Source organism: Mailhella massiliensis (genome assembly GCF_020741395.1).
Lineage (GTDB): Bacteria > Desulfobacterota > Desulfovibrionia > Desulfovibrionales > Desulfovibrionaceae > Mailhella > Mailhella massiliensis_A.
In genome coordinates this window covers 1-18,699 of sequence record NZ_DYZA01000233.1, presented here as the reverse complement: position 1 = coordinate 18,699, position 18,699 = coordinate 1, and the positions used below count along the sequence as shown (strand labels likewise).

Here is an 18,699-nt window from a genome sequence, read left to right as displayed (position 1 = left end):
CCGGCCTCCTTTTTTACAAACGCTGAGCCCTCTCCCGGGCGATAGTGCTGACAGTCTCCAGCCGCTGAAGCCTCCCCGGGGCCCCGGCCGCAGATCTGCGGCTCCCCGACAAAGGACGCTTCATCCCTGCACCGCAAATGAAAAACGGCACAAGACAGTTGTCGAATGTCGACATTTTTAAAAAAATCCTGCTCCTTGTCAAGAGAGGGGGCTGCAATAACTCATTCTCTCCCTTTTTTTCAGAAAACTGTATGAAAAAACTCCTCGATGCTCTCCGAATCGACAACAGCGCGCCGCCTCCCGGCAACTCCGAGGCTTCATCTCGCCTCAATACCTATCCGACGCATCTGTGGACGAAACATTCGCTGGACTCTCCGACAACGCCCCTTTTCGCGTACATGAATCAGGCTCGCCTTCCGATTCCCCGGAAAGCGGCGTCACTTCTTCACGACACCTTTCCCGCCGCTCCTATTCCCTGAAAACAACAGCTCTCCCGATGCAGAAAATTCTCCGGCATCGACTGCGCCTTCCAGGGGGAATCAAAGACGGCAAGAAACAACACGCTTCGGCGAGATCAGCCATGATAACGGAGCATGGCGAACCTGGTGAGGCATGTTCCTTGCGGCTCCCGTTTTTGTATAAAAAAAACCGCCCCGAAGGGCGGTTTCGCGGCAGGCGTGCCGCACGGGCACACCGCCAAAAGCATGAAGAAATCAATCCCAGACACGCTTGTCTTCGATGGGCTTGATCTGGGGAGGCAGGCTGCCCGGAGCAAGGATACGCAGCTCGGGACGCAGCTTGATGCGCTCGCGGAACAGATGCTGAAGCTCTTCCTTGCGCTTGAAGTTGCTCGCTTCCACATAGAGCACCATCTCGTCCACACCGCCGGGGTTGGTAACTTCAATCTGCCAGCGCTTGATTTCCTCGAAGCGGGCCATGACCTGCTCCACCTGATGGGGATAGACGAACATGCCCTTGATGCGGGCGGTAGTGTCCACGCGGCCCACGATGCTGCCGAGGCGGGGGCTGGTACGGCCGCAGGAACAGGGCGTGCGGTCAATGTAGGAAAGGTCGCCCGTGGCGAGACGGATGAGCGGATAGGTCTTGTTGAAGGCCGTGACCACCACTTCGCCCACTTCGCCGTCTTTCAGCGGGATGCCCGTGTCGGGATGGCAGATTTCCACATAGCAGCGGTTGGAAATATGCAGGCCGTTCTTCTGGAAGCACTCATAGCCTATGCAGCCCACGTCGGCAGTACCGTAGCCCTGACGCATGATGATATCGTACTTCTTTTCCATCTGGCTGCGGATCTTCTCGGAAAGGCGTTCGCCGGTGACGAAGGCCACTTCCAGGAAGAGATCCTTGCGCAGGTTGAGGCCCTTTTCCTCAGCACGCTGAGCAAGATGCATGAGGAAGCTCGGCGTGCCCACATAGCCGGAAACGCGAAGCTTCTGCATGATATCGAGCTGCGTAGCCGCGTCGGTGGGGCCGGCGGGAATGGAGGCGCAGCCCAGGTTGCGCAGAGGCTCCTCAAACATGAGGCCCGCCGGAGCGAGGTGATAGTTGAACGTCACCTGCACGGCATCGCCCGGGCGGAAGCCCACGGAATAGAAGGCTTCGGTATAGCCCCAATAGTCGTCGTTGCGGTCTTCCGGGTCGAAAATCGGGCCGGGAGAAAGAAAGACGCGGCGCAGTTCGCCGATATCCTTGGTGAGCAGACCGCCGAGGCGCGGCCCCATGGTCTGGAGGAAGATGAGTTCCTTCTTTTTAAGGATGGGAATATGCTTGAGGTCGGAGAGAGTCTTGAACTTCTCGACGTTGAACTGAGCGCGGTCGAAACGCTTTTTCACGTCTTCCGAATAGCGGTAGGCGTAGGAGAGCAGATCCTTGAGCTGGATAAGGTTATACTGGCGGCGTTCGCTCTCGTCGAGCACTTCGCGGCGGCTGTAAATTCCTTCCGTACGATCTTTGCGGGTCATGGCGGGACTCCGTGATAGAGGGATATGTCTTTCTGGAGCGGAAAAAACGCTTTTATAGACGAATTGCGGAAACATTGCAAGGATTTTTTTATTTATTGTTATATTTCAATATGTTAAGTATTAAATTCAACGCGCTTGATTTTCTCCTCCCGTGAGAGGTATCCTGAAAAAGGTTGGACATGCGCCGCCCTTGGGCGTAAAAGATTGCCTCCGTTCTTTCCGGCGGGAGCTTCCCCGCCGGGCGGTTCAGACCACGGGAGGACATTCCTTTCCCTCAGCGGAACGCGCAGAGCGCTTTTCGCCGGGGGGCAAGCCTGCATGAAACCTCCTTCCGCCCCCTTCCGCCAGCGCCGGAAGTAACGCTTCAACAAACCGTTATGAGGTGCCCGCCCATGATGCCCAAAGTCGTTCTGCTGGGACGCCCCAATGTGGGCAAGTCCACCCTGTTCAACCGCCTTATCCGCAGTAACCGCGCCATCACGCATGATCGCCCCGGCGTCACGCGCGACCGTATGGAAGGCGTGGTGCGTTCGCGCTACGGACGCGACTTCGCCATCATCGACACGGGCGGCATCACACTTGACCATCATCAGGCCGTGGCCGAAGGGCCTGCCGGCATACGCGGCTTCGAGGCCGACATACTGCGCCAGGCGGAAGCCGCCCTGAAGGAAGCCGACGTCATCTGCATGGTGGTGGACGGCAAAGAAGGACTCATGCCTTTCGACGAACATCTCGCCGCTTATCTTCGCAAATGCGACAAGCCCATTCTGCTGGTCGTGAACAAGGTGGACGGAGCGGAAAAAGAAGAGCTGCTGCTTGCCGAATTTCACGGTCTGGGCTTTCCCCTCATCGCCTGCTCCGCCGAGCACGGGCATAACCTGCGCGCCCTTGAGGAAGAAATCCGCGAGCTTTTCCCGGAAGAGGATGCTTTCGATGAGGAAGAGGAGGAATCCGTGGAAAAGGAAGATCTGGAAGAAGACCGCGACAAGCCAGGCATCCGCCGCCGTAAGGTCGCCGATCACCTCCGGCTCTGCCTGCTTGGGCGGCCCAACGCGGGCAAATCGTCCATGACCAACGCCTTCATCGGGGAAGACCGCATGATCGTGAGCGACCAGGCGGGCACTACGCGCGACAGCGTGGACGTGACGGTGGAAAAAAACGGCAAGACCTATACCTTCGTGGATACCGCCGGGGTACGCCGCCGCTCACGCATCACCGACACGGTGGAACGCTTTTCCGTAAATTCCTCCCTGAAAAGCACCACCAAGGCCGACGTAACCTTCCTCCTGCTCGACGCCGTCGAAGGGCTCACTGCACAGGACAAGCGCCTCATCGAACTGCTGGACGAGCGCAAGACGCCCTTCCTCATCATCGTGAACAAGATGGACCTCATCCCCGCAAAGGCCCGTACCGAGCTCATGAAAAACCTTCAGGAGGAGCTCAGCTTCTGCTATCATGTGCCGCTGGTACCGGCTTCCGCACGCACGGGCGAAGGGCTGAACAAGCTCATTCCTCTTGCGGAGCGCATTTATGCCGAATGTGGGACCCGCGTATCCACCGGCCTGCTCAACCGCGCCATGGAGGAAACGCTTACCAGGCATCAGGCCCCCGTGGTGCGCCGCGTGCGGCCCAAGTTCTTCTACCTCACCCAGGCCGAGAGTGAACCGCCCACCTTTGTCTGTTTCGTGAACGACGCCGACCGCGTGGCCGAATCCTACGCCCGCTACCTGGAGCGTTCCCTGCGCCGCATCTTCGGCATCCGCCACGCGCCCATGCGTCTGCACCTGCGCTCCGCTCATAGCAAGAGGGAAAAGAAATAGGTGCAGCGCACCCTGCTTTTCCCCTCCTTTTCTCCCGGATGCTGCTTTTCGTCGCAGGGAGAACACTTTTTTACGAAAACATTCTTCCGGCCGAAACGGAAAAAAGCGACGCACCGACCCGCAATACAGGAATCTGGAAGAATATTTTCCGCCGTCTTGCGTAAAAAGTTCACTGCCCGTACCTTCATAAAACGCGAGGAGTCCTTCTTCCATCCGCCCAGGTACGGAAAAAGCTGTGCCACAGGCGCAAAAATGCCGCATCTCCCGGAGATTTCATGAATATTGAAGAAGTGAAACTTCGCTCAAAGGCACTTGTGGAAGAGCTTGTCCCCGTCTGGGAATCCTCCGTGCGCGCCACGCACGGCTTTCTTTCCCCTGCCGACATAGACATGCTGCGCCCTCTGGTAAGGGATGCGCTGAACAAGGTTCCCCACCTCTTCATCGTCAGGGAAAAGGAACATGCGGCGGGCTTTCTGGGTATGGACGGACAAAGCATAGACATGCTCTTTGTGGACGCCTCCTTCAGGGGCAAAGGCTTGGGCGGTGCGCTGATGCGCTTCGCTCTAAAGCGCGGAGCGCGTTTCGTGGACGTGAACGAGCAGAATCCCGAAGCACTTTCCTTCTACCTGCACATGGGGTTCTCCGTCATGGGGCGTGATGAAAAAGACGGGCTCAACCTGCCCTTCCCCATACTGCACCTTTGCCTGAATGTATGAGATTCTCCCATGACACCCCTTCGCATGTGAGAAGAAAGGACTTCTCTTTTCATACGCTTGTTGAAAAATAAACTTGCGATGCCCCCACGTTCCTTTCACAAAACTCATGGATTTTTTCTCCGCTCCTGCTATAGAAGAAAAAAAAGGAGGTTCCATGAGTACACTTGTTGTTGTTGCCTATCCTAATGAGTTTCAGGCAGAAGAAGTGCGTCTGCGCCTTCTTAAAATGCAGAAGGAATATCTCGTCGATCTGGAAGATGCCGTTATTGCCATACGTAAGGAAAACGGCAAGGTAAAACTGCTGCAGCTGTATAATCTCACCGGAGCGGGCGCCGTTTCCGGCGGCTTCTGGGGCCTTCTGATCGGCCTGCTTTTCATGAATCCCCTGCTCGGTGCGGCGGTAGGAGCTGGAGCGGGCGCGCTTTCCGGCGCACTGGCCGACGCAGGTATCGACGATCAGTTCATGAAGAACCTGGGGCAGAACCTCAAGCCCGGCGGCTCCATGCTCTTCATCCTCTTCCGCAGCATCACTCTGGACAAGGCCCTTCAGGAACTGGAGGGTACAGGCGGCACCATTATTCAGACCTCTCTCTCCCATGAAGATGAAGAACGCCTGCGCAAGGCGATGGAAAGCGACGACGACCATGAATGTGACTCCGTGGAATCGACCATTTCCCGGAACGCCGGCAAATCTTCCAATCTGCGCTGCAACGACGCCCCCGCAAAGGAAGAACCCGAAAACGAATGTGACGCTGCCGAAGAAGCCATTTCCAGAAATGCCGGCAGAAGCTCCAATCTCCGCTGCGGAGACGCTGCCGAAGAAGCCGCTCCCGTGAAGACCTACCCCACCAACGCCGAATGTGACGCTGCCGAAGAAGCCATTTCCAGAAATGCCGGCAAGTCTTCCAACCTGCGCTGCGCTCCCGCTGAAAAAGAAGAAACTCCCGAAAATGAATGTGACCCGGCGGAAGAAGCTATTTCCAGAAATGCCGACAGAAATTCCAATCTGCGCTGCTGATCTCATGGTTCCTTAAGCGAACCATACAGGCCGGGAATCTTTCCCGGCTTTTTTTACCCTTTTTCCTCCGGGGAGAAAAGCTCCCTGTCCCTGCACAATAAGCGGAAAAGCGTAAACTTTCCTCTTTTCCCGAGAAAGACCCGCGGCGGACGCACCTGCCCGGGGAGTCACCCTTCCGATGTTGACAGGGGCAGGGGTCGTAGATATTCTGACCTATCTTTTTCCGAATTTAATCCAACCCTGGAGGAAAATATGGCCACTGTGCTTGGCAAGGCATTGACATTCGACGATGTCCTTCTGGTTCCCGAATATTCGGAAGTCACGCCGGACATGGTCGATGTGTCGGCATGGCTGACTCCCAGCATCAAGCTGGGCGTACCCTTCATCTCCGCCGCCATGGATACCGTGACGGAAGCGGAAATGGCCATCTCCATGGCCCGTCAGGGCGGCATCGGCATCATCCACAAGAATATGGACGTTGCCCGCCAGCGCCTTGAAGTGGAAAAGGTCAAAAAGTCCGAAAGCGGTATGATCCTCGACCCCGTCACCGTCGCCCCCGACGACACGGTGCAGCACGCCCTGGATCTCATGTCCGATTTCCGCGTCTCCGGCCTGCCTGTGGTGAAAAACAGCGCTCTTGTGGGCATCCTGACCAACCGCGACGTGCGCTTCGTCACCGAACCGCAGACCACTCTCGTCTGCGAAGTGATGACCCGCGAAAACCTCGTCACCGTCCCTGTGGGCACCACCCTCGATGAAGCCAAGCATCATCTGCACGCCCACCGCATAGAAAAGCTCCTCGTGGTGGATGAGAACCGCCAGCTGCGCGGCCTCATCACCATGAAGGATATCGACAAAGTGCAGCAGTACCCCTTCGCCAGCAAGGACGACAAGGGCCGCCTGCGCGTAGGCGCAGCGGTAAGCATCAGCAAGGACTGCGAATACCGCGCCTCCGAACTTCTTGCCGCCGGTGCGGACGTCATCGTGCTCGACTGCGCCCACGGCCATTCCGCCAACGTACTGCGCAGTGTGGAAATGCTGCGCTCCACCTTCCCGAACTGCCAGCTCATCGCGGGCAATATCGCCACCTATGAAGGCGCGAAGGCCCTCATCAAGGCCGGCGCCGACACTGTGAAGGTGGGCATCGGCCCCGGCTCCATCTGCACTACCCGCGTAGTAGCGGGCGTGGGCGTGCCCCAGGTCACGGCCGTCATGGAAGGCAGCCGCGCCGCCCGCGAAGCCGACCGCTGCTGCATCGCCGACGGCGGGCTCAAATTCTCCGGCGATATTGTCAAGGCCCTTGCCTGCGGCGCGCACTCCGTCATGATCGGCAGCATGCTCGCCGGCACCGATGAAAGCCCGGGCGAAACCATCCTCTACCAGGGCCGCGCCTACAAGACCTACCGCGGCATGGGCTCCATCGACGCCATGCGTTCCGGCAGCGCGGACCGCTATTTCCAGAACCCCACCAAGAAACTGGTCCCCGAAGGCATCGTAGGCCGCGTGCCCGCGCGCGGCCCCGTGGCGGACACCGTATTCCAGCTTGTGGGCGGCCTGCGCTCCGGCATGGGCTACCTGGGCGCGGCCACGCTGGACGAACTGCACGAGAAGGCCCACATGGTGGAAATTTCCGCTTCCGGCCTGCGCGAGAGCCATGTGCATGACGTCATCATCACCAAGGAAGCCCCCAACTACAAGGTCGAAAACTAAAAAACGGCCCTGCCCAGCCTGCACAGGCGGGGCAGGGCCTCAATTTCTGGAACACTCATGTCCAAAGTCATCATTCTCGACTTCGGCTCCCAGGTCACGCAGCTCATCGCCCGGCGCGTGCGTGAGGCCGGGGTTTATTCCGAAATCCATCCCTGCGTGATCGCCGCCGAAGAAGTGGCCGCCATGCGCCCCGACGCCGTCATTCTTTCCGGAGGCCCGGCCAGTGTGGGCGAAAAAGACGCTCCCCGCCTCGACAAAGGTATTCTCTCTCTCGGCGTGCCCGTGCTCGGCATCTGCTACGGCATGCAGCTGCTTGCCCATGAACTCGGCGGAGAACTTGCCCAGTCCCAGACCCGGGAATACGGCCCTGCCGACCTGGAAAAAGTTGCTGACTGTGCCCTATGGAAAGGCATGGAAAGCTTCGCCCGGGGAAAAAATTCCCGTGTGTGGATGTCCCACGGCGACAAGGTGAAGACCCCCCCGCCCGGTTTTATCGTCACCGCGCGCACCGCCACGCTGGATGTGGCCGCCATGAGCTGCGAGGAACGCGGCATCTACGCCCTGCAGTTCCACCCCGAAGTGCATCACTCCGAAGAGGGCGCGCGAATGATCCAGAACTTCCTCTTCAGCGTGGCGCACATCACGCCCGACTGGACCATGAGCTCCTTTGTGGAGCGCGTGGTCAGGGATGTACGTGAAACTGTGGGCGAAAGCCACGTCATCTGCGCCCTTTCCGGCGGCGTGGACTCCACCGTAGTGGCCGTGCTGCTCCACAAGGCTATCGGGCATCAGCTGCACTGCATTTTCGTGGACAACGGCGTACTCCGCCAGAACGAAGGCGAACAGGTGGTGGGATACCTGCGCGAACACTTCGACCTGAACCTCAAGTATGTTCAGGCCGCCGACCTTTTCCTCAGCCTTCTTTCCGGCGTGGATGACCCGGAGAAAAAACGCAAGATCATCGGCCATACCTTCATCGACGTCTTCGACAAGGAAGCCACGGCTATCAAGGATGCCGGGCACGACGTGAAATTCCTTGCCCAGGGTACTCTTTATCCCGACGTCATCGAATCCGTGTCCTACAAGGGCCCGAGCGCCGTCATCAAAAGCCATCACAATGTGGGCGGCCTTCCGGCGAAGATGAACATGAAGCTCATCGAACCGTTGCGCGAGCTCTTCAAGGACGAAGTACGCGCCGTGGGTGCGGAACTCGGTATTCCCGAATCCATACTCTGGCGTCATCCCTTCCCCGGCCCGGGGCTGGCCATACGCATCATCGGCGAAGTGACCAGGGAACGCCTGGACATTCTGCGCAAGGCAGACGTCATCGTCATGGACGAGCTGCGCTCTTCCGGCTGGTACCGCAAGGTATGGCAGGGCTTTGCCGTGCTTCTGCCCCTCAAGACCGTGGGCGTCATGGGCGACGGACGCACCTATGAACACGTCGTCGCGCTCCGTATCGTGGAAAGCGTGGACGCCATGACGGCAGACTGGGCACGCCTGCCCGACGACCTTCTGGCCAGAATTTCCGGCCGCATCATCAATGAAGTGAAGGGCGTCAACCGCGTGGTGTACGACATTTCCTCCAAGCCTCCGTCCACCATCGAATGGGAATAATCCAGAGAACCTTCCATCCTTCCTCTGAGGAGAATATCATGTCCAGCAATGTCCGCCCTGAATCCATGGCCCGCATCAACACCGAGGCTCTCGCCAAGGCCTTCATCGACGAACAGGTGAAAGCCCTGAGAGAACAAATAGGCGACAAGAAAGTGCTGCTTGCCCTTTCCGGCGGCGTCGATTCCTCCGTGGTAGCCGCCCTGCTCATCAAGGCCGTCGGTCAGCAGCTTGTCTGCGTACACGTCAATCACGGCCTTCTGCGCAAGGGCGAACCGGAACAGGTGATCGAAGTCTTCCGCAACCAGATGAACGCCAACCTCGTGTATGTGGACGCCGTGGAGCGCTTCCTGAACAAGCTCGACGGCGTGGCCGAACCGGAGCAGAAGCGCAAGATCATCGGCGCGGAATTCATCCGTGTGTTTGAAGAAGAAGCCCGTAAGCAGGAAGGCATCGAATTCCTGGCCCAGGGCACCATTTACCCCGATATTCTGGAAAGCGGCACCGTCAAGGCCCACCACAACGTGGGCGGCCTGCCCGAAGACCTGCAGTTCTCCCTGGTGGAACCGCTGAAGTTCCTGTTCAAGGATGAAGTGCGCGTAGTGGGCAAGGCCCTCGGCCTGCCCGACGGCATGGTATACCGCCAGCCCTTCCCCGGTCCCGGTCTCGGCGTACGCTGCCTCGGCGCCATTACCCGCGACCGCCTCGAAGCCGTGCGCGAATCCGACGCCATACTGCGCGAGGAATTCGCCAAAAACGGTCTGGAAGGCAAGGTGTGGCAGTACTTCACCGTGGTGCCGAACTTCAAGTCCGTGGGAGTGTCCGACGGCAAGCGTACCTTCGCCTATCCGGTGATCATCCGTGCCGTCAACACTGTGGACGCCATGACCGCCACGGTGGAAGACGTGCCCTTCGCTCTTCTGCAGCACATTACCGACCGTATCACCCATGAAGTAAAAGGCGTGAACCGCGTGCTTTACGACCTCACTCCGAAGCCCGTGGGCACCATTGAATGGGAATAAAACTCCGCCCCGGAAGCCTAAGGCCTCCGGGGCTTTTCGCATCCCGAAGAGTCCGGCTACGCTCCCTTTCGCGTATTGCCCCTCAAAGACGATGCCCGGTGAAGGCGACGCTTCTTCATAAAAGCATGCCTGCCGATGGTGCGGAATCTCTTTCATCCTTCTTTCCCCTCGCCCGTCCCGCCCCGGTGCGGGCCGCTGCTCCGGCAGAAAAGCATCCTCAAAAGCGCAGCCCCGGGAAAACGCCATGTCCTGCCTCATCCGCCCCATGAAGGAAAACGAATATCCGCTTCTGGAAGATTTCCTCTATGAAGCCGTGTTCCAGAAAGAAGGGAGAAAAAAAGCCCCCCGGAGCATCATCCGCTCCCCCGCTCTTTACGCCTACATCGAAGGCTTCGGCACAAGAAAGGGCGATCTCTGTTTCTGCATAGAGAAGGACGGCAATGTGGTGGGCGCGGCATGGACGCGCCTCATGCACGGTTTCGGCCATGTGGACGACGAAACGCCGGAACTTGCCGTTTCCCTGTATACAACCAGTCGCGGCAGGGGGTTGGGCACGGCGCTCATAAGGCGCATGCTCAGGGAGCTGCAAGCCCGGGGATACAGGCGAACCTCCCTTTCCGTACATAAGGCCAACCCCGCCGCAGCCCTGTACATCAGGCTCGGTTACCGCGTCGCCAGAGAGCAGGGAGAAGACATGGTCATGGAATATGTGTTCTGACGCGCCGCTTTTGCCGCACGCCGCGCATGGTTTCGCACAAGACGCGGCCTTCGGCAAAGGCGGCGCACGACAAAAATACGGAAGCACGCCAAAGCAAATTTTTCCCTCCCCGCTCCCTTTTCGTTCCAAGCCTTTTCCAGTGTTGTCCGTGCCGCATCTCCGGCCCGGAAAAGCCGGGCACCGCACCCCTCTTTCCTGCAACTGTGAGTCCTTTATGAACTTTTTTGAAAGAGTTTATGCCGTTGTCCGCTCCGTGCCGCCAGGGCAGGTCATAAGCTACGGGCAGGTAGCCTTTCTCGCAGGGAACCCGCGCATGGCGCGACAGGTCGGCTGGGCCATGCATGCCTGCCCGGAGGATGTGCCCTGGCACAGAGTGCTCCGAAAAGACGGCTCCCTTCCCGAGCTTTCCCCGGAAAGCACGGCGAGGCAGCGCCGCCTTCTGGAAAAAGAGGGCGTCACCTTCGACGACGAGGGGCGCGCCCTTCGCAGATACTTTGACGGCGACTGAGCAGGCCCTTCCGCCCCTATCCGGCCCCAAGGATGCACTTGAAGGCCCACAAACGATATGCTACCGTCCAAAACTGACGGAGAGATAACCCTCTTGAGGAGTTTTTATAGATGTTTGGCATCGGCAGCACAGAATTGCTGGTCATCCTGGTTGTGGCTCTTCTGGTTCTCGGACCCAAGAACCTGCCCAAAATCGCCCATACCCTCGGCCGCGCCATGGGCGAATTCCGCCGTGTTTCCACGGAATTCCAGCGTACTCTCAATACGGAAATAGCCTTTGAAGAAGAGGCGGAAAAGGCCAAGGCCAAAAAGGCCGCCGAAGCCGAAACAGAAAAAGCCGCGCAGGTCAGAAATGCTGAGACGGATACGGAAAAGAAGGCCTGAGCAGGCAAACGGCAGGGAAAATCAGGGCTGCCCCACGCCTCCCGCGCAGGGTGAAGGGCTCTCTTCCGGCATCGGCGAAAAGGCTGAGCCGGATATGGCCTCCTATTATGCAGCCGCAGCCTCGGCCGCTTCCACAGGGTACGAATTCTCTCATGAGGACAATTCTGAGGCTCCTGAAAGCCCTGTCCCTGAAAACGACGCCGAAAACCCCGCCACGGAGCCGCAAGAAAAAACCGGACAGGATGAAGGCGGCTTGACGGAAGGCGGGGAAGACGCAGACGGCGCCTCTTCCGATATTTCCGACGACGGCAGCCCCCATGGCCCCCTGGATCTCTTTGCGGAACACAACGAAGAAGGCGGAACCAAGGAACCAGAAGAGGCAAAGACGGAAGAAAAAACTGCCGCCGAGAGCAACGTGCCTGCCTTCGCGGCCTTCCAAGCCCCGGAAAAACCGGAAGAGAAAAAAGACTCCTATGACGACGAAGAAGAAGGAGCGGAAGACGACGTGCCCATGAGCATCATGGGGCATCTCAACGAACTTCGGCGCAGGCTTTTCCGTATCGTCATCATCGTTATTCTCGGTTTCGTGGCTTTTTACGGCGTGTCCGAAGCGCTGTACGGTTTTCTCTCCGCGCCGCTTCAGGCCTGCATGCCCGAAGGCAGCAAGCTTATCTACACCTCGCCCCAGGGAGCCTTCTTCACCTACATGAAGGTGGCTCTCGTGGCTTCTCTGTTCGGTACAAGTCCCTTCAGCTTCTACCAGATCTGGGCCTTCATCGCGCCCGGGCTCTACCGGGAAGAAAAGCGGGCCGTACTGCCCTTGGCCTTTTTCTCTTCCATATTCTTCCTGTCGGGTGCGGCGTTCTGCTTCTTCCTGGTCTTTCCCATCGCCTTCAAGTTCTTCATGGGCTTTGCTACGGAGACCATCGTGCCCATGATTTCGGTGGAGGAATACCTGAGCTTCGCGCTCAAGCTCCTCATCGCCTTCGGACTGGTGTTCGAGATGCCCCTGTTCGCGTACTTCCTTTCGCGCTTCGGTATTCTTACGCCCGAGTTCATGCGCAGGACAAGACGTTACGCCATTCTGCTCATCTTCATTGTGGCCGCCATTCTCACCCCGCCGGATGTTTTTTCCCAGTGCCTCATGGCCCTGCCCATGCTGCTTCTCTACGAAGTAAGCATCTATGTCTCGGCCGTGGCTTATAAAAAGAAAGATCCCGGCAAACCCTCGGAAAACGCCGAAGAAAAGAAGGAGGCCTGATCATGGCGGAATATCCCGCACGCGCCTCGTCCCTTGCGCGCTCCACCGGGGAGACCTCGGTTCGGCTGGAACTTCTCCTGGAAGGGACGGGCAGCTGCACGGTTTCCACAGGTTTCGGAATGCTCGACCACATGCTTACTCTCACGGCCTTCTGGGCCGGATTCGACCTTCGTCTCACCTGCTCGGGCGATATGCATGTGGATGCACACCACACCACGGAAGACGTGGCCCTGTGCCTCGGCAAAGCGCTGCGTGAGGCTCTCGGCGACAGGAAGGGTATAGCCCGCGTGGGCTGGGCGAGAGTTCCCATGGACGAAGCCCTGGCCGAGGTGACGCTGGATCTCTCGGGCCGCCCGTGGCTGGAGTTTCGCGGCGACGAGATGCTCCCCCCCGTCATGGCGGGGGAAGAAAAAGACGTATGGCGGGAGTTCTACAAGGCTTTCGCCTCCTCGGCGCAGTGTAACCTTCATATCTCATTCCAGTACGGCAAGAACGGCCATCATCTTCTGGAATCCGCCGCCAAGGGGCTGGGCCTTGCGCTGGCGCAGGCTGTACGACGCAGCAACGACCGTATGCCCAGCACCAAGGGGAGTCTTGACTGATGCTTTTCCGCCATTTCCTTCTTGCCTTGTGCAGCCTCTGCCTGCTGGCCGGCTGCCAGAAGGCCCCCGAACAGCAACGCCTCATCATGTCCGATCTTGTCGTGGCCGTGGCGCCCTTTACCCAGCCTACGCAGACCACGGAACTTCTTTCCGGCTTCATTCCTGAAGACCAGAAGAAAATTTCCGAAGAAACCCTGGCGAGCCTGGATGCCCTTTTCCATGAAAAACTGAAAAACGGCAAACGCTCCTATGTCTTTCTGAGCGACGCCGACATCAGCGGCGACATGGCCAGAGATGCGCGCGGCCGCCGCAACGCCCTCGTTACCTGGGCCACGCGCGCCAGAGCTGCCGGAGCCGACATGATCGTCGTGCCGCAGGTCATCACCCTGCAAGAGCGCGTGGGCGGCAAGGCCGGCGTCATTTCCGCCGCCTCCGTCAATGAAGACTTCTACCTCATCGACGCGCGCGAGCCCGTTACTCTTGTCATGCGCAGCCATTATGCCGAGGAGCAGAAGCCCCTTACCAGTGATATCACCAAAATAGGCTCCTTCTTCCGCCGTGGCGGAAGCTGGCTCACGGCGGTGGAACTTGCTGCGGAAGGCATGGACAAGGCTGTGGAGGAATTCGGCCTATGATCATCTTCCCTGCGGTGGATCTGCAGAACGGCAAGGCCGTGCGCCTGAAGCAGGGCAGAGCCGAAGAATCCACCATTTTCAACGACGATCCCGTGGAAGCCGCCCTGCACTGGCAGAACCAGGGCGCAGAATGGCTGCACCTCATCGACCTGGATGGAGCCTTTCAAGGCAGAAGCGTCAATGCCGACCTTGTGGCCCGTATCAGCAAAGCGCTCGACATTCCCATCGAGCTCGGCGGAGGTGTCCGCGATGAAAAAGCTGCGCGCATGTGGTTCGACGCAGGCGTGACCCGCCTCATCATCGGCACTATGGCACTGGAAAAACCCAAGGAATACGCAAGGCTCTGTGCTCTCTTTCCCGGCAGGATAGGCGTTTCCCTGGATGCCGTGGACGGACGGCTCAAAACGCGCGGCTGGGTGACGGATGCCGGACTTACGGTGGATGAAGTCATGCCCCGCCTTGTAGACGACGGGACGGCCTTCATCGTCTATACCGATATCGCCCGAGACGGTATGCAGAGCGGCGTAAACATGCCCATGCTCACGCATCTTGCCCAGACAAGTCCCGTACCTGTGGTGGCTGCGGGCGGCGTGGCCACGCTGGACGATATCAAGGCCCTCTACCCCCTCAGCGTGGAGGCTCATCTTCAGGGGGCCATTTCCGGACGTGCCATTTACGAAGGCACTCTGGATCTGCCCGAAGCCATGGCCTGGATACGCGCGCAGAAAGCCTGAACTTCCCTCCTATACAAAAAAGAACCCGTGCACGAAAAGCGCGGGATTTTTTTGCTGAACACTCCGCTCCATAGGTACCCGGGACAGCGCCCCTTGAAAAACGCCCGCTTGCGCCCTTTTCAGGACTTCGCGCCGCCTCACCTGCCTTTTTCAGCACCCACATCCCCGCCCTTTCTTCCCTCTGGAAAAGACAATTTTTATCGGAAATACGACCTGTTAGAACTTGACATACGGGCCTTTCCCAAGCTAGAGCCTGTTCATCAACCCATTAACGCAAGGAAGTTCCCATGTCCGCTGACTGTCACAGTCAACCAGTCGTCCCCTTCAACGCCCTGAGCTGACGCCTTGCGATCTTCTCCCCGCAGGCTGTGCAGCCCGACGAGGAGACCCTATGCTTTTTCCTTCTCTGATATGCTCTTCAGCCCGAAGCGTCCTTTGCGCTGCGCGGTATCTTTTCTCGCGCCCTTTTCTGCCTCCCTCGCGTCGGTACGCCGAAAGCTAAACCTGCAAGGACAAACGTCCGTCGCGGCACGTCCTGCCGCGATGCTCTGAACGTCTTTCCCGTTCCCTTCTTCACAAAAAACATGCCGGATTCTCTCCGCCGCCATGATCGTTCCGAAAAAAAAACGAAAGCGGCCGAAAACGGCGCGGCGGCAGGCGTACCTTGCAGCACGACAAAGAATGCCGCCCTTCGCACCCAAACTCCCGAGCCGCTCCGGCAAACACTCCTCCGCACGCACGCTCTGTGCCGGATGCGCCGGTGTTCCCTTCATCCTTTTTCCTCAAGGAGCCTTCCATGGATAGTCACGCAGACAGTACCCGTTGTTCGTCCCTGCCCTTCGCTTCTTCCACCGCAACACCCATCCAAGAGGAACCGCCATGACCCGTAAGGATATTCTGCTCTCCCTCCGCGAACTGTCTCTGGACCGCCATTTCCACGCATTTCTGGAAACGGCGGAAAACATCCACCCCTCCGACATGGCGGAAAAGCTTGCCGTACTTCCGCGCCCCGTCATGCTTGATGTACTGAAAAGTCTGGACGACGAAACGGCCGCAGCCCTGTTTTGCTACTTTTCCGAAGAACTCCAGGCAGCCCTGTTTCACGATATGGACCAGAGCGAAGCGGCTCGGCTGCTGCAATCTCTTCCTTCCGACGAACGCGCCGATATCTACGGGCTGCTTGACGCGCAGGCAAGGCGGGACCTGCTCCCCAGCCTGGAAAAAGAAATCCGCGACGACATGCTCAAGCTGGCGGCCTTTCCTGAAGAAAGCACCGGCTCAGCCACCACTTCCGAATATATTTCCGTGCATGCAGAAACACGGGTCGCCGCGGCTCTGAAAACCGTCTGGACCGCAGCGCGCGGCAGTGAAACCATCTATATCGTCTATGTGCTCGATGAGGAAAAACATCTTCTCGGTACGGTATCGCTCCGGGAACTTCTACTTGCCGACGACGATGCTACGATGGAAAGCATCATGCGCCGCCGTCCCGTTTCCGTGCGTGCCTCATGGCCCCGCTCCCGATCCACGGAAATGATCCGCCGATATGATCTTCTGGCGCTGCCCGTCATGGATGAAGACAACAAAATGATGGGCATCATTACCGTCGACGATGCCATGGACATGGAAAAGGAACAGGATGCCGCACAGCTGGCCCGTTTCGGCGGTACGGCCACGGCTGACGACACCGATCTGGATATTCTGCACTCACCTCTTGCAGTCATGTTCAAGGTGCGCGTATTCTGGCTCCTTTTCCTCACCGTATTCGGCGTCATCACCAGCAGCTTCGTCGCCGCACAGGAAGAAATACTCTCCAAAGTCATAGTGCTCGCCGCCTTCATCGCGCCTATTGTGGACATGGGCGGCAATACGGGCAGTCAGTCCGCCACACTGGTTATTCGGGCCATGGCCGTGGGCGACGTGAAGCTTTGCTTTGCGGATATGCGGCGGGTTCTGAGGAGGGAACTTCCCGTTGCCTGCACCCTCGGCCTCACTGTAGCCGTTCTGGAAGGAGTGCTGGCCTGGTTTTCCAAAGGGATAGGCCTCGACGTCCTCATCACCGTGTCGCTCAGCATGTTCGTCTGCACCATGGCCGGAGGCGTCATCGGCCTTGTCCTGCCCTTTCTTGCCCGCCGCATGGGCACGGATCCGGCCACGCTCTCTTCACCGCTCATCACGTCCATCATGGACCTGCTCGGTGTATTCATCTACTTCAGCTTTGCCTATCTTTTCCTCGGCGACATGCTGACTGCGCTCTGACAAACGGAAAACGCCTCCTTTTCAGGAGGCGTTTTCAAGGCATGACGGAAGCGGGCTTCCCTCACGGACTATTTCTTCAACGTGAGCAGCAGCACGGAACCTATGACCAGCGCGCAGCCCACCCAACCAATGAGGGAGAAATTCTCATTCCAGAGCCACCAGCAGAGGAGCGTGCTCACCACCGGTTCCAGATTTCCCAAAATGGCGGCCTGCACAGGGGAAAGGTAGCGCAGGGACTGCCCGTACCAGAAATAGGATACATAGGTAGACACAACGCTGAGCACGAGAAGCGCGCCTGCCGCCGCCGGCGATATCCCCGTGAATTCCGCAAAAAACGAAAGCACGAATGCTGCGGGAAGGAAGGTGACGGCAAAAAGTTCCTGGGTGGAATAACGGTCCTTGTACCAGGTGAAAAAAAGGAACTGGAAGGCATAGGTGAAACCGGAAAGCAGTCCACAGCCTATGCCGATATAGGACACTTCCCCCCCGAGGCTCCCGCCGGAAAGACAGACCAGGCTGGTACCTGCCATGGCCAGCGCCAGAGCCGTCACCTTCACCGTGTTGATAGCCTCGTGAAAGAGCAGACGGGAAAAAAAGGCCACCCATGCCGGAGCCGTGAACATGAGAATAATGGCAATGGCCCCGCCGCTTTTCTGGATGGAAATCTGAAGGGACAGAATAACGAGGGATACGTTGACCGCGCCGAAGAGCACCATGCTCACAAGGTCGCGTCCCCGGGCATGAAGGCCTCCGCGCAGTACGGCGTGCGCAAGAAAGCACAGCCCGGATATGGCCATGCGCCAGAATGCCACGGAGGCAGGATCCATGCCTTCCGCAAAGCATACGCGGGAAACAGGGCCGATGATAGCCCATGCCAGCGCAGCCAGCACGCAGTAGGCGCTCCCCACCCAAAAACCACGGTTCTTCATGAGCATTTTCACGCGCGCTTCTCCACAATACCGCAGACGATCTCACGCGCTCCGGCCAGCTTCTCAAAACGGGAAGACGCAAGTGCGAGCGCCTTTTCCACTTCACAGCGGGAAGAAAAGGAATAAATCACCGTAAGAAACCTGCGGCTCTCTGTCGTCACCATGGCCCGGGTGGAATCGCTGGTGGGGCTGCCCACTGCGCCCGCCTCGTCGGCAAGAAGCGGCATATTCTCAAGCTCCACGGCATCCTTGCCTATACCCGCGTAGCTTTCCCCGGGCAGTCCCCGGCGCAGTATAAGGACTCCTTCCAGATGATCTCTGTCGTAGGATCCCAAGGAAAAACCCGTTTCCAGAGAAACAAGGTTGTTCACATCCACCACGGAGTTGATGCGGTACAGCTCACGGCCCTGGCGCACGCGACGATACAGAGATTCGGAAGAAACGCGCCAGCGTCCCGGATCCTTGCCGCAGGCCTTGTACCCACGCCTGGATTCTCCGAGGTTGGGCATATCGGCGAGCGGCGTCTTCTCCAGACGGGTCTTCAGGAGAGGCAGAAAGACTTCCAGGTTCTCCCATACAGCCGCGTCGTCTTCCACAGGCTCAGCCTCATAACAAAGCCAGCCCAGCCGACATTCCGGGCATCGGGAAAGAATATCGTCCTCAATGCGAATATCAGGTCTGCACATGTTTCACTCCGGCACAGATATGAAAAAAGCCGCCTGTACGTACAGGCGGCTGAATTTCTGGTGGAGATGAAGAGAATTGAACTCTTGGCCTCTTGAATGCCATTC

17 protein-coding genes and 1 pseudogene are annotated in these 18,699 nt (G+C 58.4%); 14 read left to right on the top strand and 4 right to left on the bottom strand.

The features are described 5' to 3' along the window. Positions 1–713: 713 nt before the first annotated feature. Entirely contained in the window at positions 714–1,979 is a 1,266-nt protein-coding gene (locus K8W16_RS11325) for a phenylacetate--CoA ligase family protein (RefSeq protein ID WP_077071475.1), read from the bottom strand. Positions 1,980–2,371: 392 nt separating this feature from the next. On the opposite strand from K8W16_RS11325, the gene der reads away from it, so the two are divergent. From der to hisA, 13 genes and pseudogenes are all read left to right on the top strand, one after another. After that, positions 2,372–3,799 (top strand): ribosome biogenesis GTPase Der, encoded by a 1,428-nt coding sequence (gene der, locus K8W16_RS11320; RefSeq protein ID WP_304123861.1) that lies wholly within the window; start codon positions 2,372–2,374, stop codon positions 3,797–3,799. Positions 3,800–4,074: 275 nt separating this feature from the next. Then, positions 4,075–4,515 (top strand): GNAT family N-acetyltransferase, encoded by a 441-nt coding sequence (locus K8W16_RS11315; RefSeq protein WP_304123860.1) that lies wholly within the window; start codon positions 4,075–4,077, stop codon positions 4,513–4,515. 154 nt (positions 4,516–4,669) lie between these two features. Then, positions 4,670–5,149: pseudogene (locus K8W16_RS11310) on the top strand (DUF1269 domain-containing protein); the annotation flags it as partial. Between the two features lie 636 nt (positions 5,150–5,785). Then, positions 5,786–7,243: an IMP dehydrogenase gene (guaB, locus tag K8W16_RS11305; protein WP_304123858.1), complete on the top strand. Its 1,458-nt coding sequence runs from the start codon at positions 5,786–5,788 to the stop codon at positions 7,241–7,243. A 57-nt stretch (positions 7,244–7,300) separates the two neighbouring features. Beyond that, on the top strand, positions 7,301–8,860 hold the full coding sequence (gene guaA / locus K8W16_RS11300) for a glutamine-hydrolyzing GMP synthase (RefSeq protein WP_304123855.1): 1,560 nt from the start codon (positions 7,301–7,303) through the stop codon (positions 8,858–8,860). Between the two features lie 65 nt (positions 8,861–8,925). Then, entirely contained in the window at positions 8,926–9,879 is a 954-nt protein-coding gene (gene guaA / locus K8W16_RS11295) for a glutamine-hydrolyzing GMP synthase (RefSeq protein ID WP_369694475.1), read from the top strand. A gap of 244 nt (positions 9,880–10,123) precedes the next feature. Next, positions 10,124–10,597, top strand: coding sequence for a GNAT family N-acetyltransferase (locus K8W16_RS11290; protein WP_304123850.1), 474 nt, complete (start codon positions 10,124–10,126; stop codon positions 10,595–10,597). Positions 10,598–10,811: 214 nt separating this feature from the next. After that, positions 10,812–11,105, top strand: coding sequence for an MGMT family protein (locus K8W16_RS11285; RefSeq protein ID WP_304123847.1), 294 nt, complete (start codon positions 10,812–10,814; stop codon positions 11,103–11,105). 110 nt (positions 11,106–11,215) lie between these two features. Then, on the top strand, positions 11,216–11,488 hold the full coding sequence (gene tatB / locus K8W16_RS11280; RefSeq protein WP_304123844.1) for a Sec-independent protein translocase protein TatB: 273 nt from the start codon (positions 11,216–11,218) through the stop codon (positions 11,486–11,488). A 94-nt stretch (positions 11,489–11,582) separates the two neighbouring features. After that, positions 11,583–12,749 carry a twin-arginine translocase subunit TatC gene (gene tatC / locus K8W16_RS11275; protein WP_304123842.1) on the top strand — a complete coding sequence of 389 codons (1,167 nt, stop codon included), beginning with the start codon at positions 11,583–11,585 and terminating at the stop codon, positions 12,747–12,749. 2 nt (positions 12,750–12,751) lie between these two features. Next, entirely contained in the window at positions 12,752–13,351 is a 600-nt protein-coding gene (locus K8W16_RS11270; RefSeq protein WP_304123839.1) for an imidazoleglycerol-phosphate dehydratase, read from the top strand. After that, a complete protein-coding gene (locus K8W16_RS11265; protein ID WP_304123838.1) occupies positions 13,351–13,986 on the top strand; it encodes a nucleoid-structuring protein H-NS in 636 nt (211 codons plus the stop codon). Before K8W16_RS11270 ends, K8W16_RS11265 begins: the two co-directional genes overlap by 1 nt. Further along, a complete protein-coding gene (gene hisA / locus K8W16_RS11260) occupies positions 13,983–14,720 on the top strand; it encodes a 1-(5-phosphoribosyl)-5-[(5-phosphoribosylamino)methylideneamino]imidazole-4-carboxamide isomerase (RefSeq protein WP_304123835.1) in 738 nt (245 codons plus the stop codon). The genes K8W16_RS11265 and hisA overlap by 4 nt, the downstream gene beginning before the upstream one ends. Positions 14,721–15,109: 389 nt before the next feature. On the opposite strand, the gene K8W16_RS11255 is transcribed toward hisA, so the two are convergent. Next, positions 15,110–15,493, bottom strand: coding sequence for a hypothetical protein (locus tag K8W16_RS11255; RefSeq protein WP_304123832.1), 384 nt, complete (start codon positions 15,491–15,493; stop codon positions 15,110–15,112). A gap of 106 nt (positions 15,494–15,599) precedes the next feature. Here K8W16_RS11255 and mgtE point away from each other — a divergent pair, with 106 nt between their 5' ends. Then, complete coding sequence (gene mgtE, locus K8W16_RS11250) at positions 15,600–16,979, top strand: magnesium transporter (protein WP_304123829.1); 1,380 nt, start codon at positions 15,600–15,602, stop codon at positions 16,977–16,979. A 68-nt stretch (positions 16,980–17,047) separates the two neighbouring features. On the opposite strand, the gene K8W16_RS11245 is transcribed toward mgtE, so the two are convergent. After that, positions 17,048–17,914 carry a DMT family transporter gene (locus K8W16_RS11245; protein ID WP_304123923.1) on the bottom strand — a complete coding sequence of 289 codons (867 nt, stop codon included), beginning with the start codon at positions 17,912–17,914 and terminating at the stop codon, positions 17,048–17,050. A 2-nt stretch (positions 17,915–17,916) separates the two neighbouring features. Next, complete coding sequence (locus K8W16_RS11240) at positions 17,917–18,594, bottom strand: B3/4 domain-containing protein (protein ID WP_304123794.1); 678 nt, start codon at positions 18,592–18,594, stop codon at positions 17,917–17,919. Between the last annotated feature and the right edge of the window lie 105 nt (positions 18,595–18,699).